At 48.2% G+C, this 26248-nt stretch carries 22 protein-coding genes; 18 read left to right on the forward strand and 4 right to left on the reverse strand.

Annotated elements, in window-relative coordinates:
- Positions 1-5 precede the first annotated feature (5 nt).
- From IC229_RS23890 to IC229_RS23900, 3 genes are all read left to right on the forward strand, one after another.
- Complete coding sequence (locus IC229_RS23890) at positions 6-1385, forward strand: putative oxidoreductase C-terminal domain-containing protein (RefSeq protein WP_190889587.1); 1380 nt, start codon at positions 6-8, stop codon at positions 1383-1385.
- A 76-nt stretch (positions 1386-1461) separates the two neighbouring features.
- Entirely contained in the window at positions 1462-2634 is a 1173-nt protein-coding gene (locus IC229_RS23895) for a Gfo/Idh/MocA family protein (RefSeq protein WP_190889588.1), read from the forward strand.
- A gap of 2 nt (positions 2635-2636) precedes the next feature.
- Positions 2637-4001 carry a sigma-54-dependent transcriptional regulator gene (locus IC229_RS23900; protein ID WP_190889590.1) on the forward strand — a complete coding sequence of 455 codons (1365 nt, stop codon included), beginning with the start codon at positions 2637-2639 and terminating at the stop codon, positions 3999-4001.
- 48 nt (positions 4002-4049) lie between these two features.
- On the opposite strand, the gene IC229_RS23905 is transcribed toward IC229_RS23900, so the two are convergent.
- Together IC229_RS23905 and IC229_RS23910 are read right to left on the reverse strand one after the other, a co-directional pair.
- A complete protein-coding gene (locus IC229_RS23905) occupies positions 4050-4814 on the reverse strand; it encodes a hypothetical protein (protein ID WP_190889592.1) in 765 nt (254 codons plus the stop codon).
- Between the two features lie 70 nt (positions 4815-4884).
- The gene (locus IC229_RS23910; protein ID WP_190889594.1) at positions 4885-5589 is read right to left on the reverse strand and encodes an NADPH-dependent F420 reductase; all 705 of its coding nucleotides are present in this window, start codon (positions 5587-5589) and stop codon (positions 4885-4887) included.
- A 113-nt stretch (positions 5590-5702) separates the two neighbouring features.
- Here IC229_RS23910 and IC229_RS23915 point away from each other — a divergent pair, with 113 nt between their 5' ends.
- From IC229_RS23915 to IC229_RS23970, 12 genes are all read left to right on the forward strand, one after another.
- Positions 5703-6095 carry a winged helix-turn-helix transcriptional regulator gene (locus IC229_RS23915; protein WP_190889595.1) on the forward strand — a complete coding sequence of 131 codons (393 nt, stop codon included), beginning with the start codon at positions 5703-5705 and terminating at the stop codon, positions 6093-6095.
- 85 nt (positions 6096-6180) lie between these two features.
- A complete protein-coding gene (locus tag IC229_RS23920) occupies positions 6181-8130 on the forward strand; it encodes a KUP/HAK/KT family potassium transporter (RefSeq protein WP_190889597.1) in 1950 nt (649 codons plus the stop codon).
- 540 nt (positions 8131-8670) lie between these two features.
- A complete protein-coding gene (locus IC229_RS23925; RefSeq protein WP_190889755.1) occupies positions 8671-8751 on the forward strand; it encodes a potassium-transporting ATPase subunit F in 81 nt (26 codons plus the stop codon).
- Between the two features lie 12 nt (positions 8752-8763).
- Entirely contained in the window at positions 8764-10479 is a 1716-nt protein-coding gene (kdpA, locus tag IC229_RS23930; RefSeq protein WP_190889599.1) for a potassium-transporting ATPase subunit KdpA, read from the forward strand.
- A gap of 135 nt (positions 10480-10614) precedes the next feature.
- Positions 10615-12669: a potassium-transporting ATPase subunit KdpB gene (gene kdpB / locus IC229_RS23935; protein ID WP_190889600.1), complete on the forward strand. Its 2055-nt coding sequence runs from the start codon at positions 10615-10617 to the stop codon at positions 12667-12669.
- 53 nt (positions 12670-12722) lie between these two features.
- Complete coding sequence (locus IC229_RS23940) at positions 12723-13286, forward strand: K(+)-transporting ATPase subunit C (protein ID WP_190889602.1); 564 nt, start codon at positions 12723-12725, stop codon at positions 13284-13286.
- A gap of 39 nt (positions 13287-13325) precedes the next feature.
- Positions 13326-14474, forward strand: coding sequence for a porin (locus IC229_RS23945; RefSeq protein ID WP_190889604.1), 1149 nt, complete (start codon positions 13326-13328; stop codon positions 14472-14474).
- 53 nt (positions 14475-14527) lie between these two features.
- Complete coding sequence (locus tag IC229_RS23950) at positions 14528-15652, forward strand: sensor protein KdpD (RefSeq protein ID WP_190889606.1); 1125 nt, start codon at positions 14528-14530, stop codon at positions 15650-15652.
- A gap of 91 nt (positions 15653-15743) precedes the next feature.
- Positions 15744-17516: a sensor histidine kinase gene (locus IC229_RS23955; protein WP_190889607.1), complete on the forward strand. Its 1773-nt coding sequence runs from the start codon at positions 15744-15746 to the stop codon at positions 17514-17516.
- A gap of 140 nt (positions 17517-17656) precedes the next feature.
- Positions 17657-18493 carry a ThuA domain-containing protein gene (locus IC229_RS23960; RefSeq protein ID WP_190889609.1) on the forward strand — a complete coding sequence of 279 codons (837 nt, stop codon included), beginning with the start codon at positions 17657-17659 and terminating at the stop codon, positions 18491-18493.
- A 169-nt stretch (positions 18494-18662) separates the two neighbouring features.
- Entirely contained in the window at positions 18663-20312 is a 1650-nt protein-coding gene (locus IC229_RS23965; protein ID WP_190889611.1) for a glycoside hydrolase family 28 protein, read from the forward strand.
- Positions 20313-20379: 67 nt separating this feature from the next.
- Positions 20380-20682, forward strand: coding sequence for a DUF1330 domain-containing protein (locus IC229_RS23970; RefSeq protein WP_190889612.1), 303 nt, complete (start codon positions 20380-20382; stop codon positions 20680-20682).
- 126 nt (positions 20683-20808) lie between these two features.
- On the opposite strand, the gene IC229_RS23975 is transcribed toward IC229_RS23970, so the two are convergent.
- A complete protein-coding gene (locus IC229_RS23975; RefSeq protein ID WP_190889614.1) occupies positions 20809-21825 on the reverse strand; it encodes a LacI family DNA-binding transcriptional regulator in 1017 nt (338 codons plus the stop codon).
- Between the two features lie 329 nt (positions 21826-22154).
- Between IC229_RS23975 and uxaC the strand changes: the two genes are divergently transcribed.
- The 3 genes from uxaC (at position 22155) to IC229_RS23990 (ending at position 25720) form a co-directional block, all read left to right on the forward strand.
- Complete coding sequence (gene uxaC, locus IC229_RS23980; RefSeq protein ID WP_190889621.1) at positions 22155-23585, forward strand: glucuronate isomerase; 1431 nt, start codon at positions 22155-22157, stop codon at positions 23583-23585.
- Positions 23586-24018: 433 nt separating this feature from the next.
- A complete protein-coding gene (locus IC229_RS23985; RefSeq protein WP_190889622.1) occupies positions 24019-25044 on the forward strand; it encodes a sugar kinase in 1026 nt (341 codons plus the stop codon).
- Between the two features lie 7 nt (positions 25045-25051).
- Positions 25052-25720, forward strand: a complete 669-nt coding sequence (locus tag IC229_RS23990; protein ID WP_190889624.1) for a beta/alpha barrel domain-containing protein — start codon at positions 25052-25054, stop codon at positions 25718-25720.
- A 75-nt stretch (positions 25721-25795) separates the two neighbouring features.
- On the opposite strand, the gene IC229_RS23995 is transcribed toward IC229_RS23990, so the two are convergent.
- Positions 25796-26185 (reverse strand): winged helix-turn-helix transcriptional regulator, encoded by a 390-nt coding sequence (locus IC229_RS23995; protein WP_190889626.1) that lies wholly within the window; start codon positions 26183-26185, stop codon positions 25796-25798.
- Positions 26186-26248: the final 63 nt, after the last annotated feature.

Consider the following 26248-nt stretch of genomic DNA (forward strand, 5'->3'; position numbering starts at 1 on the left):
AAAACATGAAGTTATCCCCCATCGTAGGTTGCCTATTCATGGCTACGTTGCTTTCCGCTTGTCAGTCGTCCGAGAAGAACGCTACGTCTAGTGGCGAAATCCACCTGATTACGTTAGATCCTGGTCATTTCCATGCCGCGCTCGTGCAGAAAAATATGCTCGATGGCGTCGATTCGGTTGTGCACGTCTACGCACCCGATGGACCTGATTTACAGCTTCATCTGGATAAAATTCAGGGCTTTAATACGCGGGGCGAAAACCCTACACACTGGAAAGAAGAAGTCTATAAAGGCGACGATTTCTTCGATAAGATGATAAAAGACAAGTCAGGCAACGTAGTGGTGATGGCCGGCAATAACCGTCTGAAAACCGATTACGTTCAGAAAACTGTCGGGGCTGGCTTTAACGTATTGGCCGATAAACCGATGGTAATCAGCGCGTCAGAATTCGACAAACTGAAAGAGTCATTTGCGACCGCTGAGAAAAACAAGGTGTTGCTCTACGACATTATGACCGAACGTTACGAAATCTCGACCATGCTCCAGCGGGCGTTTTCGCAGCAGGCCGGTGTTTTTGGTACCTTGGAAAAAGGCACACCCGAAAATCCTGCTGTTACGAAAGAAAGTGTTCACCATTTCTACAAGAACGTATCAGGCAGCATCCTCACGCGTCCGGCCTGGTTCATGGACGTAGAACAACAAGGCGAAGGCATCGTCGACGTAACGACCCATCTTGTGGACCTTGTGCAGTGGGAATGCTTTCCAGAGCAAGTTATTGATTATCAAAAAGATATTAAACTCAACTCGGCCCGTCGCTGGACAACGGACATGAGTCTGAGCCAGTTTAAAGCGATTACTAAACAGGACGCTTTTCCCGATTATCTGAAAAAGGACGTAGTGAAAGACAGCGTTCTGAGAGTTTACAGTAACGGTGAAATAAATTACCAGCTTCGGGGTGTCAACGCGAAAGTTTCTGTTACGTGGGCCTACAAAGCGCCAGAAGGCGCGGGTGATACGCACTACTCAATTATGCGCGGCACTAAAGCCAATCTGATCATCCGTCAGGGAGCCGAACAGAAGTACAAACCCACGCTGTATATCGAATCTGCTTCGGGTAATAAAACGTTGGAAGCCGATGTAAAAGCAGCCCTTCCGGCCATTCAGCAGGAATTTCCGGGCGTTGAGGTGAAGAAAATCGCATCAGGTTGGGAAGTCGTTATCCCGGAAAAATACAAGGAAGGGCACGAAGCGCACTTTGGCCGGGTAGCTCAGAAGTACCTGGATTACCTGAAAGCGGGTAACCTGCCAGCCTGGGAAGTTCCGAACATGATTGCTAAATATTACACAACCACCCAGGCACTGGAACTAGCGAAGAAATCAAAATAAACTAAGTAGCCTGGACGTCCACGTTCGGGTACAAAAAACCTACTTTCCCCGGACGTGGACGTCCAGGCTACATCTTATGAACGAATCACAAGCCAACCGTCGTAACTTTATTAAAGAGAGCCTTGCTACTGCTGCTGGCTTAGTGACTTTGCCTTCCCTGTCAAACGAAATTATCGGCGCACCTACTATTATCCCAAGTCAGTCGCTGGATATTGCCCGTCAGCCGAAGGGTGCAGCCCGCATTCGATTTTCGGTCATTGGCATGAACCACGGGCATATATACGGACAAGTCGGTGCCGTTACACGTGGTGGCGGAGAGCTTGTATCGTTTTATGCCAAAGAACCTGAATTGGTGGCAGAATTCGCCAAGCGTTTTCCACAGGCCAAACAGGCCAAAAGCGAAGCGGAAATCCTGGACGATAAAAGTATCCAACTGGTGCTCAGTTCAGCCATCGCCAACGAACGTGCCCCGCTTGGCATCCGCGTCATGAAGGCCGGAAAGGATTTCATGTCCGACAAGCCCGGTATCACAACGCTCGACCAATTGGCCGAAGTCCGTAAGGTTCAGAAAGAAACGAAGCGGATTTATTCCATCATGTACAGTGAACGGCTTGAAAATAAAGCCACCGTGAAAGCGGGTGAGCTTGTCAAGGCGGGAGCCATCGGCAACGTAATACAAACCATCGGACTTGGGCCGCACCGCATGAATCCGAAAACGAGACCGGCGTGGTTTTTCGAAAAGAAACAGTTTGGCGGAATTATCTGTGATATTGCCTCGCACCAGTTCGACCAGTATCTGTTTTTCACCGGATCGACCAAAGCAGATATTGTGGCGGCTCAGGTAGGTAATGTCCATTTCCCACAGTACCCAAATTTTGAAGATTTTGGCGACGTAATGCTACGTGGTGATGGTGGTATGGGCTACATCCGTGTCGATTGGTTCACGCCCGACGGTCTGAAATCGTGGGGTGACGGGCGGCTGACAATTCTGGGTACGGAAGGGTTTATCGAGATCCGTAAAAACATTGACCCCGGCGGGCGTGAAGGTGGTAATCACTTGTTTATCACCGATCAAAAAGAAACACGCTACGTCGATAGCAGCAAAGAAAATCTCCCCTATGGCGAACAATTGGTAAACGACGTACTGAACCGGACAGAAACGGCCATGTCGCAGGAACATTGTTTCCTCGCTACGGAGTTATCACTGAAAGCCCAGAAACAGGCGCAAGTGATCAACCTAAAAAAATAACGTTGGCGGCTACCATTCTGATTATTGACGACGAGTCACGGTTGCGTCAGTTGCTGGCGCGTATTCTGGAACTCGAAGGTTATACCGTGCTCGAAGCCGAAACTGCCCGCGCAGGCTTGAAGGTTCTTGAGCGCGACGAAGTGCAGCTGGTTATCAGCGACGTAAAGTTGCCTGACAAAAACGGCATCGAGCTTTCTGCCCAAATCAAGGAGCTTTATCCGGCCACCGAAATCATCGTATTAACAGCCTACGGCACCATCGCCGACGGTGTGACGGCTATTAAAAACGGCGCGTTCGATTACATCACCAAAGGCGACGACAACGACCGAATTATTCCGCTCGTGAGTCGGGCGGTGGAGAAGGCAAATCTTCAATTCCGGATTAAACAACTGGAAGAACAGGTTCGGCGTCGGCACGGCTTCGAGAGCATTATCGGAAATTCGAAAGCCATTCAGCAAGCCATCGAATTAGCGCGAAAAGTAGCGGTTACCGATACAACTGTATTACTGACGGGCGAAACCGGTACGGGAAAAGAAGTATTTGCTCAGGCCATTCACCAGGCCAGTCCGCGACGTGGAGAGCCGTTTGTGGCCATCAACTGCGGGGCACTGGGCAAGGATATTCTGGAAAGCGAGCTCTTTGGTCACCGCGCCGGGGCATTCACGGGGGCCAGCCGCGACCAGAAAGGACTATTCGCCGAAGCCAACAAAGGCACTATTTTTCTGGACGAAATCGGTGAAATGCCGCTTGATTTACAGGCCAAGTTACTACGTGTGCTCGAAACGCATGAGTTTCTGCGTGTCGGCGATACGAAACCCACCCGAACCGACGTACGCGTTATTGCCGCCACCAACCGGAGTCTGGAGCAGGAAGCCAATCTCGGCCATTTCCGACTCGATTTATTTTACCGGTTGTCGGTATTTCAGATTGAACTGCCCCCGCTACGTAGCCGTCCCAACGACATTGTTGATTTAGCCCTCCAGTTTGCCAGGCAGTATGCTACCAAAATTGGCCGCCGGGACGTAGTATTGACCGATACATTCGTGCAGAAGCTCCAGCATCATGCGTGGAAAGGTAATATTCGTGAACTCAAAAACGTCATCGAACGGGCAGTTATTTTATCCGATTCACCGCAAAATAGCCCACTCGAGCTGACGGTTTCGCTGCTTCCTTATGAACTGCAACACGCTACATCGGCAATCGAAAATACGGACGTAGCGGCAATGGATTTAGCGACGGTCGAACGGCAGCACATTCAGCGCGTACTACGTCATACGAACGGCAACAAAACCGAAACGGCCCGGCTACTGGGTATCGGCCTGACAACACTCTACCGAAAACTACAGGAAATAGGATTGGGAGAATAGATATGACTGGACAAAGCTGGAGCGATCTGTTTTCGTCTTAAACTACGTTTATTGCCAGACTTTAAAATGCTTGATAGCAATGCTGATTGACTCAGTATTATCACGAATTCCACCACGGTGCCCAATGAAAAGGCCCACTTTACCCTTTCCGGCCGTTTCCAGAAATTCATCGAAAAGTACTCTACCGTTAACGCTGATCGTTAGAATTTTGCCAAACCGCTCAACACGTAGTAACTGAATATTTTCACTCGCAATCAGGCCACCCAGGTTGTAACTTTCTTCCTCCCCAGCTTCCACGTATAATCGATTGGGCGACGAATAAGCTACCTGATAGCGCGATGGGTTTTTAGTACCGTTTGGTTGACCATCCCAAAAAATTCCGGCATGACAATCTGTACCCCAAATAGCAATCTGTGTTTCAGCCACAAAATCCCCAAAATCACCACTTGAGCTAATAAAATAGTTCTGCGCATTTTGCCCTTTGGTTAGCAGGCCAGAAAATTCAAATTCATTTTTCCCAAATTTGAAATAGCTGATATTACCGTCATTAAAGGCTAGTTTTTCAAATCGGTTGCTGGCAAAATTCTCGTCAATTACGAGTTTGAGTAAGCCTTTTTTCCGTTCGATTTCTTTTCGGGCAGCAGCCTGTTCAATGAGAAGGGCAGCTTGCTTTTTTTCATCCTCTATTTTTTGGATTGCTTCACTAGCGCGTTTTTTCTGTAAAGCCTCAACATTTTCCGGTTTGTTTGCCCATTTTACAAACAGGTAGCCGAGTGCAATAATAACCAGAAGCGTGATGACAAAAATTTTCATGGATGATTTGCTACGTTGTTAATAAACATAAGCAAACCTACAGTAAGTATACCAACGGCAACTGTCGATCTTACTGACCGGCGGCATCGGTATTAATCTGAAAGTTAAAAATCGGCGTTTTGAATTTGCCGTACAGACGAACCCAGATGGGTAGCAGCATTTCGGTTGCGCGGGCGTTTGTGATATCACCCAGGTCGATGATGGAAGCTGATTTCCAGCCAAAAACTTCTAATAGTTTAGCCGTTTCCTGCTTTGCGCCCTCATCATTACCACAGACAAAAACCGCATGATCACCAACTAACAGTGCAGGATTGACCATCAAAGCTGCCGTCATCGTATTCAGTGTTTTCACAACACGTAGCGACGGAAAAGCACGTTGAATTTCTTCAGCTAGTGAATTGGTGTTACAAACTGAAAGCGACGGCGGAAATCCATTCGAAAAATCCAGTGGATTCGCTACGTCGATCAAAATTTTCCCGTCAAGATTCTCGGCACCAGCCGCCGTCAATACGTCTACAGATGCGTCGCCTTTGGTGCAGTTAAACAGAATCGATGCCTGTTGCGCGGCTTCGGTAAAGGTAGCCAGACGTATCGTATTACGTTCCTCCAACCACGTAGTAAGTGGTACGTTGCCAGATGAATCGGTTTTCGTTTTGACCAACGTATCATCGACGTTACGTGTGCCGATTGTTACGTCATAACCCAATGAAGTTAAACGTTCGGCGAAGGTTCTGCCTACTGAACCTGTTCCCAGAATAGCTATTTTTTGTGCCATGATTGCTACTATAATTTTTATAGTGGCAAAACTATTTATAGCTTTCCGGTCATACAATAACTATCAAAAATGGTAGTACCACCTTTTTTTCAATTACTAACGCAACGTATCAGATGAAAATAAACGATCAGGAGGTGGCTTTCGAAATTGAGGGAAAACGCTACCACTGCGCCATGGATATTACGATGGATTACATCGGCGGAAAATGGAAAACGGTGGTGCTTTGGTATCTGCGTAACGATAAAAAACGCTTCGGCGAACTGCGTCAGTTGATTCCGCAGATAACCGAACGGATGCTGAGTATCCAGTTGAAACAATTGGAAGAAGATGGTCTGGTACGTCGGGAAGTATTCGCCACCAAACCACCTTTGAAAGTTGATTATTCACTGACCGATTTTGGCCGAACGTTGCTACCCGTACTGGAAGCCGTTGCCAAATGGGGACGCGAATTAGGTCACTCAAAAGGCGAATTGGTTGAGATTAAATCGGGATTAAATAAAGGCTAGACTGCCCCGAAACAGGCCACGAACAAAAACATAAATGACTTATCCTTGTAGTTTTAACGCGCCACATAAACGTAATCTATGATTCATGTCTTCTTCATCGCTTAATAAAGTTTCTGCTCAAGGCTTACTGGTAGCAATTGGTATTGTCTTTGGCGATATTGGTACATCTCCACTATACACATTATCGGCAGTGATGCGCGGGCGTGAACTGTCCGAAACACTGGTGCTCGGTACGTTCTCCTGCATTCTCTGGACGCTTACGTTGCAGACAACGATCAAGTACGTAATCATAACACTACGTGCCGATAACAAAGGCGAAGGCGGCATTTTTTCCCTATACACCCTCGTCCGGCGATTTACGGGGAAATGGCTCATGTACCCGGCGGTTATTGGTGGTTCGTTTCTGCTGGCTGATGGGCTGATTACGCCACCGATTTCGGTTTCATCGGCCATTGAAGGACTGTTGATTTTTTATCCGAATCTCGACACTGTTCCCATTGTTATTGCGATTCTGATTGTCCTGTTTGTCAGCCAGCAATTTGGTACACAGCAACTAGGCAAGCTGTTTGGGCCAGTGATGCTCATCTGGTTCACGTTTATTGGTGTTATTGGCCTATGGGCGCTGTGGAGCCAGCCATCGGTACTCAAGGCTATCAACCCGTATTATGCTATTCATTTTCTGCTAACGTATCCGAGTGGATTCTGGCTACTTGGCGGTGTATTCCTATGCACAACCGGGGCCGAAGCGCTTTATTCCGACATGGGGCACTGCGGACGTAGCAACATCCGCGTGAGCTGGGTCTATGTGAAAACAACGCTGGTGTTATCGTATGCGGGTCAATCGGCCTGGTTGTTACATCATCTGGGGCAGCGTCTGGGCGAAACCAGTCCGTTTTACAGCATCGTCCCGCCTAGTATTACGGTCTTCAGTATTGGCCTCGCTACGTTGGCAACCATCATCGCTTCGCAGGCTCTTATCAGCGGCTCGTTTACGCTCGTCAGCGAAGCCATGCGCCTGAATCTGTGGCCTCGGCAACGGATCGGTTATCCCTCTAACGAGCGGGGTCAATTATACGTACCATTTGTCAACTGGGGTCTGATGGTCGGTTGCTGTCTGATCGTCCTGCACTTCCGGGAATCGAAAAATATGGAAGCCGCTTTCGGACTGGCCGTTACGTTGACAATGCTGATGTCGACGGTGCTCATGAGCATGTACATGCGTGTGAAGCGGTTTAATGTGATTCTGCGGCTTGGCCTGACGGTTATTTTTCTGGCCGTAGAAACCACGTTTCTGATTGCGAATCTGGTAAAATTTGAAGAAGGTGGCTGGATTTCCATTACGTTGGGCGTACTGATTATGGCCATGATGCTGTTCTGGCGCGAAGGCGAAACCATCAAACAAAGCCTGATACGTTACGATTCGCTGCCCGACAACCTGCCCATTCTCAAAGCACTCAGCAATGACTTAAATATCCCAAAATTCGCTACGCATCTGGTGTACCTCACTACGTCCGACACGAGCCAACGTATCGAATCCGAAACACTTTACTCCATCCTGAACCGGGCACCTAAACGGGCAGATATTTACTGGTTTATTCATGTATTCGTGGAAGACGAGCCTTACGTCATGCGCTATAAAGTGGAAACGCTGGCCGAGGAAGATGTGTACGTCATTACGTTCTATCTGGGTTTTCGCATCGAGCCACGTATCAATCTGTTATTCAGGCTGGTAGTTGAAGATCTGGTCGAAAATAAAGAAGTGACTATTGACAGCCGTTACAAATCGCTCAATACGCACCGGGTTCCCGGCGATTTTCGGTTTGTACTGTTTCGGCGCTTTTTATCCTATGAAAACGACCTGACTACACGCCAGCAGGTTATCATGTCTGGTTACGCGTTACTCAAAAAAATCGCCCTTGATCCACAGGCAGCTTACGGGCTGGATACCAGCAACGTACTGATCGAAGATATTCCATTGGTTATTACTAAGCCCAAATCGCTCCCGCTGAAACGTATCAATATCAAAAACAGCTAGATGACGTGAATTATGGCCAGGTGAATGTATTGCTGACGCGAGGGGCTTCGACAGGCTCAGCCTGACAAACTAGTTTATTCAACAACTTTAAATAGACTGTCAGGCTGAGCCTGTCGAAGCCCCTCGCGTCAGCAATACATTTAAATGATTGTCCTGTAAATTATCCATAACTCACGTTAGATAACTCTCTCGCAGCAGCCAACCCTACCATTTTGAAAAGCCGACCCTACCATTTTGGTAGGGTCGGCTTTTCATTTATAACTATTGCAAAAGGCAACAACAATACCAATTTATTGAAAATCAGCAATATAACTACCTAATATGTACCATTAAGTTTTAGTGGAATAGAGTTTGGCATAAGCGATTTCACAACATTTAATCAACATGTTTTATGAGTCTTGCCCTGCTGCTCCTGATGTTGGCCCTGCTCTGCTTCGCCATCTTTTACAAAACCATCGACTGGTTCGAAAATATTTAAAGAGCAAAGAGGCTCAATCACTCTTGCACTCTTTCGCTCATTCACTCTTTCGCTCTTTAAAAATGCTCTCTTTCGTTTTTATTATCTCGCTGCTGGTCTTCGCCTACATGCTGTATGTGCTGATACGACCCGAAAAATTTTAATTAACTACCTGTATGACAACTGAATGGTTAGGCGTGATTGCCATGTATGCCGTCGCGGTACTACTGGCGATTCCGCTGGGCAAATACCTGGCCCGTGTGTTTAAAGGTGATCCAACGCTCACCGATTTTATGAAACCGCTGGAGCGATTTATTTATCGGCTTGGCGGTGTTTCGGAAACAGCCGACCTGAACTGGAAGCAAAACCTGGCTGCGCTGCTGACTATCAACGTAGTATGGTTTCTCCTCGCCTTCGGATTCCTATTATTTCAAGGCATTTTACCGTTGAATCCCGACGGAAACCCATCGCAGACGCCCGATTTGGCGTTTAATTCAGCCATTTCGTTTCTGGTCAACTGCGATTTACAGCACTATTCCGGCGAATCGGGTGCTACGTATCTGACTCAGTTAGCGGTGATGATGTTTCTGATGTTTGTGTCGGCGGCTACGGGCATGGCGGCAGCGGTGCTATTGTTTCGCTCTTTTCTGCCGGAACGTAGCGAAACGGTTGGTAATTTCTACGTACTGTTTACCCGTTCAATTACGCGTGTTTTTCTGCCCGGTTCGCTAGTTATTGCGCTCATTCTGGCCTTCAATGGTACGCCCGCTTCGTTCGACGGTAAAGACACAATCGTTACGTTGCAGGGCGACACCGTCAACGTATCACGCGGACCGGCGGCTGGCATGATTGCCATTAAACACCTGGGGACCAACGGCGGTGGCTGGTTCGGTGCTAACTCAGCCCACCCGCTCGAAAACCCGAATTACCTGACTAATATGGTGGAGATGATCGCGCAGATGGTGCTACCGATTGCCATGATTTTCGCGCTGGGATTTTTCATCAACCGCAAACGATTTGCGTGGGTGATTTATGGCGTCATGACGGTCGGTATGCTCTTACTCCTGATTCCAACTATCGTTACCGAACTGCATGGAAATCCGGCCATTGCTCAATTGGGTATCGCTCAGCCAACGGGTGCGATGGAAGGTAAAGAGGTTCGGTTTGGGCCACTGGCATCGGCCTACTGGAGTATCATCACGACCATTATTTCAACAGGTTCCGTCAACTCGATGCATGACTCATCGATGGCTCTCTCGGGTGCGATGGAACTCCTGGGCATGATGGTCAATGCGTTCTACGGCGGTGTCGGTGCGGGCTTGCTCAATTTTTATTACTTCCTGATTATCACGGTATTCATATCCGGCCTGATGGTCGGTCGAACGCCTGAGCTTTTCGGACGAAAAGTAGAAGCACGCGAAATCAAGATTGCCTCACTGGTTGCTCTCCTGAGCGCCCTACTAGTGAAAGGTGGTACGGCACTGGCAGCCTGGGTATTTATCCAATACAACAACGTCGATTGGGTTGTAAAACCGTCTGCCTGGCTCAATAATCCAGCTTTTCATGGTTTCTCAGAAATGCTCTACGAAATGACGTCAGCCAATGCCAACAACGGCTCCGGCTTTGAAGGGCTAGGTGACAACAACATTTTCTGGAACGTATCGACAGGGTTCATTCTGTTGCTGGGACGCTACGTTCCGATCATTGGTCCAGTAGCCATCGCGGGTTTGCTGGCGAAAAAGAAATACGTCCCTGAATCGTCTGGTACGTTGCCAGTGGATACTGCTACGTTCGGCCTGATGATTTTCGCGGTGATCGTCATTCTAACAGCGCTGTCGTTTTTCCCGGCGCTGGCGTTGGGCCCACTGGCCGAATACTTTAGTCTGAAATAATCTGAACCAAGATTTTAACAAGATTGAAAGGATTAGCAGGATTTTACTTTCCGCTCCAATCAATCGCTGCCACATACATAATCTTGTAAATCTTTTAAATCCTGAAAATCCTGGTTCTGAAATAAATTAACCAAAATGGCAAAGCAATCTTCTTCCCCAGCTCTTTTCCAGCGTGAACTCGTTGGAGCAGCCATTCGGGAATCATTCATAAAATTGAATCCCACTATACTAATTAAAAACCCAGTCATGTTTACCGTCGAAATCGGTACGTTCATCATGATTTTGGTAACGCTATACATCGCTTTCTCGGGCGATACGTCGCAGGGGTCGCTGATTTATAACCTGACTGTTACGTTTGTTCTGCTTATTACGGTTCTGTTTGCCAATTTCGCGGAGGCCATTGCTGAAGCACGAGGCAAAGCACAAGCGGAATCGTTACGTAAAACCCGGCAGGAAACACCCGCCAAAGTGATTCGCCCAGTTGGCGAGTACAAACTCGATGAGGTTCAAACCATCTCATCAGCGCAGCTCAAAAAAGGCGACGTATTTCTCTGCGAACCGGGTGACATTATCCCTTCCGATGGCGAAATCATCGAAGGCTTAGCCACCATCGATGAGTCGGCCATTACGGGCGAATCGGCGCCGGTGATACGTGAAGCGGGTGGTGATAAATCGTCGGTAACGGGCGGTACTAAAGTGCTGTCGGACCGTATCAAAGTGAAAGTGACTACACAACCGGGAGAATCATTTCTGGACAAAATGATTGCGCTGGTTGAAGGGGCATCTCGCCAGAAAACGCCGAATGAAATCGCACTGACGATTCTGCTGGCTGGCTTTACATTGATTTTCATCATCGTCTGCGTGGCCTTAAAACCCTTCGCCGATTACGCGAATACGTCCATCACTATTGCCGCTCTGATTTCGCTGTTCGTCTGCCTGATTCCGACCACGATTGGCGGACTGCTCTCGGCCATCGGTATTGCTGGTATGGACCGTGCGCTACGTGCCAACGTAATCGCCAAATCGGGTCGGGCGGTGGAAACGGCGGGCGATGTCGATACGTTGCTGCTCGATAAAACGGGGACAATTACCATCGGCAACCGGAAAGCAACGAATTTTTACCCGGCTCCCGGTATAAAACAAGTCGACATGGTACGTATTGCAGCACTCAGTTCATTGGCCGATGATACGCCAGAGGGCAAATCGATTGTTGAACTGTCTGGTAATGAGGTAACCCGGAATCTAAACACAAACGGCGCCAAACTTATCAAGTTTACGGCCGAAACGCGTTCATCGGGAATCGATTTACCGACCGGCGAACGTATTCGCAAAGGCGCTACCGATTCGATTCGAAATATCGTCGAACGGGCTGGAAATCAATTTCCGAAAGAGACAGAAACGAAAGCGCAGGAAATTGCCGCGAATGGAGGTACTCCGCTGGTAGTTGCCCTTAACGAAGAAATTAAGGGCGTTATCGAATTGCAGGATATCATCAAACCGGGCATCGCCGAACGCTTCGACCGACTCCGCAAAATGGGCGTCAAAACAGTAATGGTTACGGGCGACAACCCATTGACTGCCAAATTCATCGCTGAAAAAGCGGGCGTCGATGATTTCATTGCCGAAGCCAAACCCGAAGACAAAATGAACTACATCCGTCGCGAGCAGACGGGCGGCAAACTGGTAGCGATGATGGGCGATGGCACGAACGACGCTCCCGCGCTGGCTCAGGCCGACGTGGGCGTAGCCATGAACTCAGGCACACAGGCCGCCAAAGAAGCCGGCAACATGGTCGATCTCGACAACGACCCAACCAAACTGATCGAAGTAGTCGAAATTGGGAAACAGTTGCTTATCACGCGCGGAACACTCACTACGTTCAGCATCGCCAACGACGTAGCGAAATATTTCGCCATCGTTCCGGCGCTGTTTGTGGTCAGCATTCCAGCTTTGCAAAGTTTGAATTTAATGCGTTTGCACAGCCCGGAATCGGCCATTTTATCGGCGGTTATTTTCAACGCAATCATCATTCCGCTCCTGATTCCACTGGCGCTACGTGGTGTAGAATACAAACCGATTGGAGCCAGTGCACTGCTACGTCGGAACCTGTTCATCTACGGCTTTGGTGGCCTCGTAGCGCCCTTCATCGGCATTAAACTAATCGATTTACTCGTCGGAATATTTGTATAAAAAAGTAGGCTCCGACAGCCAGAGCCTGTCGGAGCTTTAAAATCTTCAAAATCATGAAAACTCATCTTAGTACAGCCATTCGACTCACGTTGGTCATGCTGGTTTTATTGGTCGTTATTTATCCGTTGGTTGTTGCAGGAATTGCGCGACTGGCTCCCGGAAGTGGGAAAGGAGAAACTGTTACAGTTAACGGTAAAATTGTAGGCTACAAGCTTATTGGACAGGCGTTTACGCAGGATCGCTATTTTAACGGACGTCCGTCGGCGGTGGATTATAATGCGGCCGGATCAGCCGGTTCCAACAAAGGGCCGAGCAATCCCGATTATCTGAAAACGGTTCAGGCACGTATCGATACGTTTTTGGTGCATAACTCAACCGTTCAAAAATCGGCCATTCCCGCCGAGCTGGTAACCGCTTCCGGCTCCGGCCTCGACCCCGACGTATCGCCCACAGCGGCCAAAATTCAGAATGCTCGCATTGCTAAAATTCGCGGTCTTTCGGCTGAACGACTGAATCAACTGGTTGACGAACAAACTAAAGGCCCGCTGCTGGGTTTATTCGGTCCATCGACGGTGAACGTATTAGCATTGAATATCGCGCTGGATACGCTTAAATAAAGCGATTCGATTTCGATTACTACGTACAACAAAACATTCATGAAAACCTTTCTAAATCTGTTGCTCAGTACGTTCGGTTTAACAACGATTTTGCCCACGATGGCGCAGTCTTCCTCCGATTCAACAAAGTCGGATGCTACGTCGGCGCTAAACGTTAGTGGCTATGTCGAAGCGTATTATGTACACGATTTTACGTCTCCGAAAACCGCGCAGGAACGGCCGGAATTTCTTTATAATCACAAGCGCAACCGCGAAGTAAATGTGAATCTGGCGTTCATAAAAGCCGCTTACTCAAACGAGCGCGTGCGGGCGAATCTGGCCTTACAAGTCGGTACGTATGCTCAGTATAATTATGCCGCCGAGCAGGAACTACTGAGGCACATTTTCGAAGCTAATGCAGGTGTGAAGTTGTCTAAAAGTCGCGATTTGTGGCTCGACGCAGGTATTTTCACATCGCACATCGGTTTTGAAAGTGCGATATCGAAAGATTGCTGGACGCTGACACGTAGCCTGTTAGCCGAAAATTCGCCCTATTATCTGGCAGGCGCAAAACTGACCTACAATACGCCGAACGGCAAATGGACATTGTTAGGTTCCATCCTCAATGGCTGGCAACGTATCAAAAAAATGGACGGATACAGTGGCCCCGCCATCAGCACACAAATTCAGTATAAACCGAGTTCAAATCTGATCCTGAACTGGAGTACGTTCATCGGTTCTGATCGGCCGGATTCGCTAAAACAAGGGCGTTTTTTCAACAACCTCTACGCCATCATCAATCCGACTGGTAAGCTGGGCGTTACATTAGGTTTCGATATTGGCGCTGATCGTAAACCAATCGCTGATGGGCGAACGGGTCGACGTATGGGCGATGGTTCGTATGTATGGTATTCGCCTGTTGTGATTGCCCGGCTACGTACGGGCGAACGTAGCAACATGGCCGGACGTATCGAATATTACGACGACAGAAATGGCCTGATTATCAGCACAGGAATCGCATCGGCGAACCGACCAAATGGTTTCCAGACATGGGGCTATTCGCTCAATTACGATTACGCTATTTTGCCAAACGCACTCTTCCGAATTGAGGGAAAACTGTATTCCAGTAAAGACCCTATTTTTGAAACCCGGAGCGGGTTGAGCAAAACAAATACGTCGCTGACAACGAGTCTAGCGGTTAGTTTTTAATTATTAGGCCCCGACAGGCTCTGGCTGTCGGGGCCTTTTCACGCTACGTTTCAATGACTTCCAACGACCAATCGGCAGAGAACTTTCTTCGGCTCATTCAGGAGTCGCGCCGGGGTAAATTCAAGATTTACATCGGTATGAGCGCGGGCGTCGGTAAATCGTACCGAATGCTTCAGGAAGCACATGCCCTGCTACGTAGCGGTATCGACGTAAAGATTGGCCTCATCGAAACGCACAACCGAACCGAAACACTGGCCCTTACTGAAGGATTGCCAATTATTCCGCGCCGAAAACTATTTTACAAAGGCCGTGAACTCGACGAAATGGACGTACAGGCCATCCTCAACGCACACCCCGAACTGGTTATTGTGGACGAACTGGCGCATACTAACATCCCCGGTTCGAAAAACGAAAAACGCTGGCAGGACGTACTGGAAATTCTGGACGCCGGTATCAATGTAATCAGCGCCGTAAATATTCAGCACATCGAAAGCCTCTACGACGAGGTTCACAGCATTACCAACATCGACGTAACGGAGCGCGTCCCCGACCGCGTTTTGCACGTAGCCGACGAAGTAGTAAATATCGACCTGACGGCTGATGAGCTTATTAATCGACTCAAAGAGGGCAAGATTTACGATAAAGCGAAAGTGCAAACGGCGCTGGCGAATTTCTTCCAGCCCGAAAAAATTCTGCAATTGCGCGAACTGGCGTTACGTGAGGTAGCAACCGCCGTCGAACGTAAAATCGAAACTACGGTTCCCACAAACGTTCAAGCCAAACCCGAGCGATTTCTGGCCAGCATTAGCACGAATCCGGAAACGGCGCGTCGGGTTATTCGCAAAACGGCGCGGTTAGCGGCTTATTACAACTCGCGGTGGTACGTCCTTTACGTGCAAATGCCTGCCGAAAGCCCCGATCGCATTCGACTTGATTTACAGCGGCATTTGATCAACAACCTCAAACTAGCCACTGAATTAGGCGCTGAAGTGATTCAGGTGAAAAGTTCGAGTATTTTTAAGAGTATTGTCGACGAAGCCGAAAAACGGAACGTAACAACTATTTGTATCGGTAAACCGCATTTTACATTACTTGAAGTTATTCTCCGAACAAATGCATTTAACCAATTATTAACCAAGCTCTCAGCCTCTGATATCGACCTGATTATTTTATCGTGAAATGAATAATGAACAATGCTCTTACAACTGATTATCAAACGAATAATTATTCATTCCACCGGACGGGCGGCCCGATTATTCATTAAATCCTATGACACTCAAGTCCAAAATATCGCTCTCTCTTACGTTTCTGTTCAGCATCATTTTGCTGCTTGGCGGGCTGGGTGTGTATTACCTGAATCGCCTTTCCGACGATTCGCAGGCTATCTTGAAAGACAATTACATATCGGTTGAGTTTACGGCGAATATGCAGAAAGCGCTCACTACGCCAAACGACCGCGACGCCCTAACCGACTTTGAGGAGAACCTGACAAAACAGGAACGTAACATCACCGAAGTTGGCGAGGAAAAGATAACTCGAATGATACGTCGGGACTTTGATCGACTACGTATCAACAACCGTGATTCTCTGACAATCAGTCGGATTCAACAGAATCTATTCGCGCTGGATGAGTTGAACAGGGAAGCCATTGTCCGGAAAAGCGAAACCGCTAAACAGACCGCCGACGATGCGTTGCTCTGGCTGACGGTGGTTGCTACGTTGTGCGTGCTGATTGTGTTTTCATTCGTGGTGAACATTCCGAGCTACATTGCCAATCCGGTCCGTGAATTGACGCGGGGTATCAAACAGATTGCCAGCCGCAATTTCGAACAGCGGCTTCATTTTAAATCAAGTGATGAATTTGGCGAACTGGCTCGCTCGTTCAATTCGATGGCGCAGAAATTGGATGAATACGAACACTCGAATCTGGCCCGCGTGCTGTTCGCCAAGAAACGTATCGATACGTTGGTTCAGATTATGATCGACGGTATTATCGGACTTGATGAAAAACGTAGAATTCTGTTTGTCAACCCTGTTGCCAGCCGACTTCTGGGCGTTTCGGAAGCGCAGTTAATCGGCAAATACGCCCCCGACGTAGCATCGACCAACGATTTGATGCGGACACTCATTCAGGACATTATGCTGGATGAAGATGATGAACCGTTCATAAATACGCAACGTAGCGATACACCTGCTACGTTGCTGAAAATCTACGATCCTGGGATGTCTGGTCAGGGGAAAGAAAGCTATTATACAAAACAGATTCAATCGGTTGACGTAACGCCGACGGGCGAACAGCAGTCCGTTCAGGCGGGCTACGTCATTGTTTTACAGAATATTACAGCGTATAAAGAACTCGATCTTGCCAAGACAAATTTCATTGCAACGGTATCGCACGAGCTAAAAACGCCGATTTCTGCTATCAAAATGAGCCTGACGTTACTGGCTAACGAACGTGTCGGGACACTGAATGAAGAACAGCAGCAGTTGGCAAAAAGCATCCGTGAAAACGCCGACCGGCTACTGTCAATTACGGGCGAACTCACCAATATGGCGCAGGTAGAATCGGGGCAGATTCAATTGCAGGTTCAGGCAGTGTTACCTAACGATTTGATTCAGACGGCCACTAACGCGCTACGTACGCAGGCCGAGCAGAAAAACATTCGTTTTAACGTAGCGCTACCAAACAATCTCCCCCCCGTAAAAGCCGACCCCGACAAAGCTTCGTGGGTGCTCATCAACTTTCTCTCCAACGCGATACGTCATAGTCCTGATGACAGTCAAATCGATATTTCGGCGCAACAAGATGACGCTCAGGTTGAATTTTCGGTACGTGATTTCGGTCCCGGCCTGCGTCCCGAACATCGCGAACGGGTTTTCGAGCGGTACTTCCGCGCACCCGGCCTAAACGGACAACTCAGCGGTACCGGACTAGGGCTGGCGATCTCCAAAGAATTCATTCAGTCGATGGGGGGCGAGGTTGGTCTGCACAATGACGCAACACCCGGTGCTTCGTTTTTTTTCCGGCTGAACGTAGCGTAGTAAATGAATAATGGACAATGAAAAACAGGTTGGATAGCAACACCTTACATTCTTCATTTTAAAGTATCCATTATTCATTTCCTGTAAAGCGTAGATTGATCAGCTTCCAGACTTATAGAAGCATCAACTTCTTTCAGAAAATGGCTCGATTAGTCAACGTACTCATTTCCAGTTTTACAATTTGCTTACTTACGCTAACAGCAGGCTGGAGCCAGGAGGTAAACTGGAAAAATGTTAGAGTGCTGGTTTACACCAAAAATGGCAAAGGCTACGTTCACGACAACATTCCAAATGCCAAGTTGTGCATTCAGAAACTGGGCCAGCAATACGGTTTTGGCGTCGATACGTCGGCACAACCAACTGTCTTTACAGAAGCCAATTTGAAGAAATACACCCTGCTCGTTTTTGCCAGTACGAATAACGACGTTTTCGACACCGACGAACAGCGACTGGCGTTCCGGCGCTACGTTGAAGCGGGGGGCGGTTTTGTGGGTATTCACTCGGTCATGGGCACCGAACGTAACTGGACGTGGTTCAAACGGATGATCGGTGGTACGTTCGCCTGGCACCCGAAATTCCAGAAATTCCGTATTGAAGTGCTCGATACCAAAAATCCGTCGATGCAGTCTATTCCGAAAAGCTGGGAGCGGGAAGACGAATTTTATTTCACCAAGAATATGTCGCCGGGGCCAACGGTTATTATGGCGAACGACATAACGACACTCAATCAGGACGAACCCGAAAAAGTGAAAATGTTCGGCGGCTCCTACACTGAATTATACCCTTCGGCCTGGTACTATAATTTTGATGGAGGCTATACGTGGTGCACAACGCTCGGTCACGCCAAAACCGATTATCTGGGCGACGAGCTGTTTATCAAGCACATTTTTCAGGGCATTCGCTACGTAGCGGGGCAGGTTAAAAAAATCGATTTCAGCAAAGCTTACGCCGATTCGCGTGATACGCCGATTCGATAAATGGACGTAGCAATTGGTATCGTTGCCGGTAACGATTGCGTAAAAAAAGAGCCGTATTCACTTGAATGCGGCTCTTTTTTTGGGTCAATTTATGGTAAAAAAACAACGACAGACGAACTGCCATTCAGGCGTTTAGCTTAAAAATTAGTCGTTTTATTTCCTAAATCCAATGAAACTGATCGCTGGCTCTGCCTTATTTCTTATCCTGACTGCTTTTTACCCCGCCCCAACCGATAAATCGGCAGGGAACGGTGTCGATTTACCCCAGGTTCAAACGCCCACTTTTAAAAAAGATACGGTAAGTATCAGCAAATTTGGGGCGGTGGCCGATGGACTGACACTCAATACGTCGGCGATTAACAAAGCCATCGAACAATGTAACCGCATCGGTGGAGGTGTGGTTCTGATACCGCGCGGTCTCTGGTTAACCGGCCCTGTTACGTTGAAAAGCAACGTTAACCTGCATCTGGCCGAGGGCGCTCTACTCCAGTTCAGCGACCAACGTAGCATTTATCCGCTGGTCAGTACAAACTGGGAGGGTGAAGATGCCGTTCGGAATCAGGCTCCGATTTCAGGGACCGATCTAGAAAATATTGCGATTACGGGCAAAGGCATTCTCGATGGCGCAGGCGATGTCTGGCGCATGGTGAAACGTAGCAAAATGACCGACGACCAATGGGCGAAATTAGTCGCATCGGGCGGGGTTGTGAACGACAAAAAGGACATGTGGTATCCATCGGAACAGTCGTTTAAAGGTGCAAACATGGCGGTTAAGAAGTCGGGCCAACCGATGACGTATTACGAGGGGATCAAAGATTTTTTGCGGCCCAATATGCTTAGTTTGCTACGTTGCAAACGCATTTTGCTCGAAGGCGTTACGTTCCAGAATTCGCCCGCCTGGTGCCTTCATCCGCTTCTGTGCGAGCACTTTACGCTACGTAAAGTAACCGTTAAAAATCCGTGGTATGCCCAGAACGGCGACGGCCTCGACCTGGAATCCTGCCGCAACGGACTGGTGGAAGATTGTACGTTCGACGTAGGCGACGATGGTATTTGCATCAAGTCGGGGCGGGATGAGCAGGGTCGTAAACGCGGTATTCCGACGGAGAATATCATCGTACGGAACTGCCGGGTTTATCATGCTCACGGCGGCTTCGTGATTGGCAGCGAAATGTCGGGTGGAGTTCGCAACCTCTACGTATCAAACTGTCAGTTCATGGGCACCGACGTAGGACTTCGTTTCAAAACGACGCGTGGTCGCGGTGGCGTTGTCGAAAACATTTTCGTAGATGGTATCGACATGACTAACATTGCTGGTGAAGCCATTCTGTTCGATATGTATTACGCGGCCAAAGATCCGGTACCGCAGCATGGCGAAAGTAATGAACTTCCCGAAATTCCTGTCCAGCCGTTGTCTGAAGGAACGCCCCAGTTTCGGTCGTTTCAGATTCGGAACGTAACGTGTAAGGGCGCTGAAACGGGCATTTTGGTACGCGGTTTACCCGAAATGGCCGTGAAAGATATTCTAATCGAAAATGCGGTTCTGCAAAGTCGGAAAGGGCTTGTCTGCATTGAAGCCGAGAATATTCGACTGAAGAACGTAGCGCTACTCACGCCCGCCAAAACGGTAATGCAGCTTCAAAACAGCCGGAGCATCACACTCGACAACATTCGCTACGTTGATAAAGCTGACCTGCTGATGCACGTATCGGGCGACCGTACTAAAGAGATCCGTTTGTTAAATACTGATACATCTCGCGCCAAAAAAGCCGTCGAAACAGCCAGTAACGTACCAGCTAATGCGCTGACGATGAAGTGAGATAATGATTTTCTGATTTTAGTTGGCGGTAAATTTTCCAGATATTGCCATACAAACCCTGTTTTGTATGATTTACTTTACACAGTTGATTTACGTCAAAGAAGGCCAGGAAGCCGTGTTTCACGAATTCGAAGACGTAGCAATCCCTCTGATTACGAAGTACAATGGCCAGCTTCTGCTACGTATCCGGCCCTCCAACGATGCCTACATTGAGCACCAGATGGATAAACCATATGAAATTCACTTGGTGAAATTCGACACGGAGCAGGATTTTCACGCCTTCAGTCAGGATGAAAGCCGGAAGCAGTTTTTGCACCTGAAAGAGCAGTCGGTCAAAACTGCCATTCTCATTCAGGGAGTGAAACTCTGAGAATTGTGGTAGTTAATTTTTGTCATCCTGACGCAGGAAGGATCTTAAGGTGTCCTTGCAAGAGTGCCTGGGAACGTTAAGATCCTTCCTGCGTCAGGATGACAAAAATCGGAATGACAAAAATAATTACTTCCCAGCCGGCTGCGATGATGCGCGTATGACCATGGTTGTTGGAATTCGATTTGTGCCGGGCTGAATGTCTTTTTGCTTGCCTTCAATCAGATTAATAAGTTGCTCGGCAGCCATCTGACCAATTTCCAGAGCGGGTTGTTCGACTGTACTCATCGGCGGAGCCAGCAAATCGGCGACTGGTAAGTTGGTGAAACCAATCAGTGAAACCTGCTCAGGAATGGCTATATTTCGGCTTTTCAGCGCGGCCAGACAACTGGTTGAGAGCCGGTCACTGGCAGCAAAAAAGGCGTCAGGATTATAGCTAAGTAGCTCATCGATAATTGGTTCTACTTCATTCTGACCGAAACTCGCATAACGTATCAGATTCTCGTCGTAAGGAATTTCGTATTTTTCAAGAGCCGCCCGATAACCCGCCAGACGCTCCTGCGTGATGGAAATATGGGGCGGAATCGCAAGATGGGCAATACGTCGGCGTCCCGTCTGAATCAGGTGTTCGGTAGCAGCAAAAGCGCCCCCAAAATTATCGGCCGTCACACACAAAATATCCAGGTCATTTACCACCCGATCAAAGAGCACGATGGGCAGTTTCCGTTGCTGAAGCTCCTTAATCTGCGACACATCGGACGTACTGCTTGACAATGAAATCAACAAACCGTCGACCTTCCGGGCGACGGCCTGTTGCAGTGTTATCATTTCCTGTTCGTACGACTCGTGACTTTGAAAAATGATAACGTGGTATCCCCGATCATGGGCAGCGGCTTCGATACCGTTGATGACCTGCGAGAAGAAGTTGTTGGCAATCTGAGGAACAATCACACCAATAACCCGACTTCGGTTCTCTTTCAGGCTAAGTGCAATAGGATTAGGACGATAGTTAAGCCGTTCGGCGTACTCAGTGACTAATCGTTTGGTTTCCGGATTGATTTCATAGCTATCCCGCAACGCTCTTGAAACCGTCGACGTAGAGAGATTTAAATCCCGGGCAATATCTTTTATGGTGACAGTAACCAAAATAAAATATTAGTAAAATACAAAAACACTAATATGATTGCAGCTCGGGCGGTGGATAAATGGCTGGTCAAATAGCCGATTGGCACACATTACTCATTTCTAAAATGAAAAACTGACAACGTTCCCGATAACGATTGCGTGAATAAATATCTTGAAAAATTTCAATATAAAAAACATCCTCAGTAGTCTTACTTCCTAAGTTTAGAAAAACAACTGTAAATGATCCATTGTCTTTCCTACAAAAAAGACAATTTTCGTCTATATTTCTCTGCATCAGGTTTCATAATGAATTCAATAGCTGCGCAATCGCTCATTCCAATAATACCATCATGAAAAAGCCCTTTCTGAACGATGATTTTTTGCTGCAAACCGAATCGGCCCGGCAGCTCTATCATGATTTTGCGAAGTCGATGCCGATCATCGATTACCATTGCCACCTCCCACCCGACCAGATTGCCGAAAACAGACAGTTCGACAATATCACGCAAATCTGGCTTTACGGCGACCACTACAAATGGCGGGCCATGCGTACTAACGGCATCAACGAACGCTATTGCACAGGTAACGCCGACGATTTCAGTAAGTTTCAGAAATGGGCCGAAACGGTTCCGTACACCCTTCGGAACCCGCTTTACCACTGGACGCATCTGGAATTACAACGGTATTTCGGAATCACCGAACCACTGAATGGTAAAAACGCCCGACAGGTGTATGATGCCTGTACCGAGCAGTTGCAATCGCCCGATTTTTCGGTTCGGAATCTGCTACGTCGGATGAACGTCGAAACGGTTTGCACGACCGACGACCCCGTTGATACGTTGGAACATCATAAAAAACTGGCCGACGAAGGATTTGAAATTGGCGTACTGCCGACGTTCCGTCCTGATAAATCGATGACGGTGGAAGACAGTGCTACGTTCAATCAGTATGTTAATCGGCTGGAAGCGGCTAGCAACGTAGCAGTTACTACGTTCGATGATTTTCTGGCTGCGCTACGTCAGCGGCACGATTTCTTTGCTGGGATGGGCTGTAAACTCTCCGACCACGGTCTTGAACAGATTTACGCCGAAGATTATACCGAGAGTGAAATCAAAGCGATTTTCGGCAAAATTCGCTCGGGAGCGGAACTGACGAATACAGAAGTGCTGAAATTTAAATCGGCCATGCTGGTATATCTGGCGGAGATGGACTGGGAAAAAGGCTGGACGCAGCAGTTTCACCTCGGCGCGTTACGTAACAACAACAGTCGGATGCTACGTCAGCTTGGCCCCGACACAGGCTGGGACAGCATCGGCGATTTCTCGCAGGCCCGTGCCATGTCTCGCTTCCTCGACCGACTGGACACCAACGACAAACTGGCCAAAACCATTATTTATAACCTGAATCCTGCCGACAATGATCTGATTGCCACCATGATTGGCAATTTCAATGATGGTTCGGTAGCCGGTAAAGTACAATTTGGTTCGGGCTGGTGGTTCCTGGATCAGAAAGACGGCATGGAACGCCAAATCAACGCACTCTCGAACATGGGCTTGCTGAGTCGATTTGTAGGAATGCTGACCGATTCGCGGAGTTTTCTGTCGTATCCACGTCACGAGTACTTCCGCCGGATTCTGTGCAATCTCCTCGGCAATGACATCGAAAACGGCGAGATCCCTGACGATATGGAATGGACCGGCCAGGTGGTGCAAAACATCTGCTACGGCAATGCAAAATCGTATTTCGGATTTACGAGTAAGCCACAGGAATTAGCTGTTTAATTTTAAAAAGTTGTAGAGCTGTAGAGTTATAGGGTTATAAAGTTTAAATACGAACCTGTTTACACTTTTAAAAGAGCTGAAAATGAGGTTTTTTGTCATGCTGACGAAGGAAGCATCTCAAGGCATCATAAGACTCAACTAAGTAATCTTTAAGATGCTTCCTTCGTCAGCATGATAAAAATGGCATCGGAGCAAAAGTTTAAACAGTCTTTACTTATGATGCCAACTCTATAACCTGAGCCTGTTCAAACGTTCAGACGCAATTCTAAAAGGAGTGTTTTTGTCATGCTGACGCAGGAAGCATCTTGAGGCATCCTAAAGTACTAATGAGGAAAGTTTAAGATGCTTCCTGCGTCAGCATGACAAAAACCGCACTCGAATTAAAGTTTAAACAGGTTCCCTTATAACTCTAAAACTTTACAACTTTTAAAAAATGCAAGTTTGTTGTTTTGGTGAATTATTGTTGCGGTTTTCCCCGATTGCTCAGGGTGAGTGGATTCGTCAAACGTCTATGCCCGTATTTGTGGGCGGAGCCGAACTGAACGTAGCAACTGCCCTGGCCACTTGGGAAATCCCGGTAAAATACAGCTCAGTACTTCCGCAAAATTCACTGGCCGACGACATTATCAGCTACGTAGCGAATAAAGGTATCGACCCATCGGGCATTGTTCGATTTGGGGAGCGTGTCGGTTGTTATTACCTCCCGCAGGGTACCGATTTGAAAAACGCAGGTGTCATTTACGACCGCGCTTATTCCGCTTTTTCCGAATTAAAACCAGGTAAGGTTGACTGGAACGCCGTTCTGGAAAACACAAGCTGGCTTCATGTCAGCGCCATTAGCCCGGCTTTAAACGCAGACGTAGCAGCAGCCTGTGAAGAACTGGTAGCCATAGCATCGGCCAAAGGAATTACCGTTTCGATAGATCTGAACCATCGGGCGCGGCTCTGGCAATACGGCGTTTTGCCAGTCGATATGATGCCGGGAATTGTGCAGCACTGCGACGTAGTGATGGGAAATATTTGGGCGGCCAACGCTTTATTGGGCATTTCGGTCGATGACGACATCCATGCTAAAGGGCAGCAGTCAGACTACGTAGCACACGCCCTCGCTACATCGGAAGCGATTCAGACACGTTTCCCAAAATGTAAAGTTGTCGCCAATACGTTCCGGTTCGACGTAGCACCGACCGGCCTTCGGTATTATACTACGTTATATAAAGATGGTGAGCAGTACGTATCGCCGGAGTTATTGACCGATTCTGTGGTCGACCGGGTTGGCAGTGGCGATTGTTTCATGGCGGGACTGATTTATGGGCTTTATAAGCAACACAGTCCACAGGAGGTGCTTAACTTTGCGGCCGAAGCCGCTTTTGGCAAATTGCAGGAAATGGGCGATGCCACTAATCAGACTGTCGACACAATTAAGCGACGTCAACAATTGCTCACTTCGCTAATTTAAACCGATTATGCCCGCATTTTCTTCCGATACTATTCTCGATCTGGTTACTAATCATCCGATTGTACCGGTTTTTTATCATGCCGATGCCGCCCACGCGCAAAGCATCGTACAGGCCTGTTACGACGGTGGCCTACGTGTGTTTGAATTCACGAACCGGGGTGACAGAGCCCTGCCGGTATTCACACAACTCGCCGGATACGTAGCAAAAAACTGCCCTGATATGGCCCTGGGCATCGGCACCATCCTGACGCCGGAAGATGCCACCAAATTCATCGAAGCTGGTGCTGCGTTTGTGGTCCAGCCGGTTACGACAGCTGCTGTGGGCGATGTTTGCCGGGAAAAAGGTGTCCCCTGGATGCCCGCCGGTTCAACGCTCAACGAAATTTATCAGGCTACGTTGCTGGGCGCCAGGTTGGTGAAAGTGTTTCCCGGTAACGTAGTAGGGCCAGATTTCATCAAAGCCATCAAAGGTCCAATGCCCTGGCTGCAACTGATGGTAACTGGTGGCGTTGAACCAACTTACGAAAGCATCAACGCCTGGTTTAAAGCGGGCGTAACGGCCGTAGGTATGGGGTCTCAATTATTCGCCGGAGACGGTGCCAATCCAGACGTGTTACGTGAACGCGTGGATTCCCTGGTTCAAATTGTCAGGCCTTTTATTAGTAAAGCCAAATAGGCCCCGACAGGCTCTGGCCGCTTCGGCGGTCCGACGCTTCGGCCCGTGCCTGTCGGGGCCCACTATCACTACATTTTACTCGTTTCTCAGAATACGCGCTCGATGCTGGATGCCCCAATTTCGTAGGGCTTCAATAATATCATCCAGCGAGCTGCTGTATTCCGTCAGTTCATATTCAACCGTAACGGGCGTGGTTGTATACACGTTACGTATCACGAACTGATTCATTTCCAGCTCTTTCAATTCTTTGCTCAGCACTTTGGCCGTAATGCCCGTCACGGTCCGCTGCAACTCACGAAATCGTTTGGGTCCGGTGCTCAAGCCAATAATAATCGGCAGTTTCCATTTTCCATTCAGGACGTAGAGCGCGTCCTGCACCGCCATCAGACTTTGCGAACATTCCCGCTCGGTATGCGGGTTATGGAGTCGCGTCACGAGCGATGGTTCTTCAACGAGTGTGCTCATAGAATAAAGATACTACACCCTAACGAATTGATAATGTGGTATCCTAAACGATACTGGTATCCT

Origin of the sequence: Spirosoma profusum (assembly GCF_014699005.1) — a bacterium.
Lineage (GTDB): Bacteria > Bacteroidota > Bacteroidia > Cytophagales > Spirosomataceae > Spirosoma > Spirosoma profusum.

What these genes read in the sequence shown, in the direction of transcription:
- kdpA (WP_190889599.1), top strand. Translation starts at nt 8,764, where the DNA reads ATGACAACTGAATGGTTAGGCGTGATTGCCATGTATGCCGTCGCGGTA.
- IC229_RS23960 (WP_190889609.1), top strand. Translation starts at nt 17,657, where the DNA reads ATGGCTCGATTAGTCAACGTACTCATTTCCAGTTTTACAATTTGCTTA.
- IC229_RS23890 (WP_190889587.1), top strand. Translation starts at nt 6, where the DNA reads ATGAAGTTATCCCCCATCGTAGGTTGCCTATTCATGGCTACGTTGCTT.
- IC229_RS23990 (WP_190889624.1), top strand. Translation starts at nt 25,052, where the DNA reads ATGCCCGCATTTTCTTCCGATACTATTCTCGATCTGGTTACTAATCAT.
- IC229_RS23940 (WP_190889602.1), top strand. Translation starts at nt 12,723, where the DNA reads ATGAAAACTCATCTTAGTACAGCCATTCGACTCACGTTGGTCATGCTG.
- IC229_RS23995 (WP_190889626.1), bottom strand. Translation starts at nt 26,185, where the DNA reads ATGAGCACACTCGTTGAAGAACCATCGCTCGTGACGCGACTCCATAAC.
- IC229_RS23925 (WP_190889755.1), top strand. Translation starts at nt 8,671, where the DNA reads ATGCTCTCTTTCGTTTTTATTATCTCGCTGCTGGTCTTCGCCTACATG.
- IC229_RS23920 (WP_190889597.1), top strand. Translation starts at nt 6,181, where the DNA reads ATGTCTTCTTCATCGCTTAATAAAGTTTCTGCTCAAGGCTTACTGGTA.
- IC229_RS23965 (WP_190889611.1), top strand. Translation starts at nt 18,663, where the DNA reads ATGAAACTGATCGCTGGCTCTGCCTTATTTCTTATCCTGACTGCTTTT.
- IC229_RS23910 (WP_190889594.1), bottom strand. Translation starts at nt 5,589, where the DNA reads ATGGCACAAAAAATAGCTATTCTGGGAACAGGTTCAGTAGGCAGAACC.
- IC229_RS23955 (WP_190889607.1), top strand. Translation starts at nt 15,744, where the DNA reads ATGACACTCAAGTCCAAAATATCGCTCTCTCTTACGTTTCTGTTCAGC.
- IC229_RS23985 (WP_190889622.1), top strand. Translation starts at nt 24,019, where the DNA reads ATGCAAGTTTGTTGTTTTGGTGAATTATTGTTGCGGTTTTCCCCGATT.
- uxaC (WP_190889621.1), top strand. Translation starts at nt 22,155, where the DNA reads ATGAAAAAGCCCTTTCTGAACGATGATTTTTTGCTGCAAACCGAATCG.
- kdpB (WP_190889600.1), top strand. Translation starts at nt 10,615, where the DNA reads ATGGCAAAGCAATCTTCTTCCCCAGCTCTTTTCCAGCGTGAACTCGTT.
- IC229_RS23945 (WP_190889604.1), top strand. Translation starts at nt 13,326, where the DNA reads ATGAAAACCTTTCTAAATCTGTTGCTCAGTACGTTCGGTTTAACAACG.
- IC229_RS23970 (WP_190889612.1), top strand. Translation starts at nt 20,380, where the DNA reads ATGATTTACTTTACACAGTTGATTTACGTCAAAGAAGGCCAGGAAGCC.
- IC229_RS23915 (WP_190889595.1), top strand. Translation starts at nt 5,703, where the DNA reads ATGAAAATAAACGATCAGGAGGTGGCTTTCGAAATTGAGGGAAAACGC.
- IC229_RS23895 (WP_190889588.1), top strand. Translation starts at nt 1,462, where the DNA reads ATGAACGAATCACAAGCCAACCGTCGTAACTTTATTAAAGAGAGCCTT.
- IC229_RS23950 (WP_190889606.1), top strand. Translation starts at nt 14,528, where the DNA reads ATGACTTCCAACGACCAATCGGCAGAGAACTTTCTTCGGCTCATTCAG.
- IC229_RS23905 (WP_190889592.1), bottom strand. Translation starts at nt 4,814, where the DNA reads ATGAAAATTTTTGTCATCACGCTTCTGGTTATTATTGCACTCGGCTAC.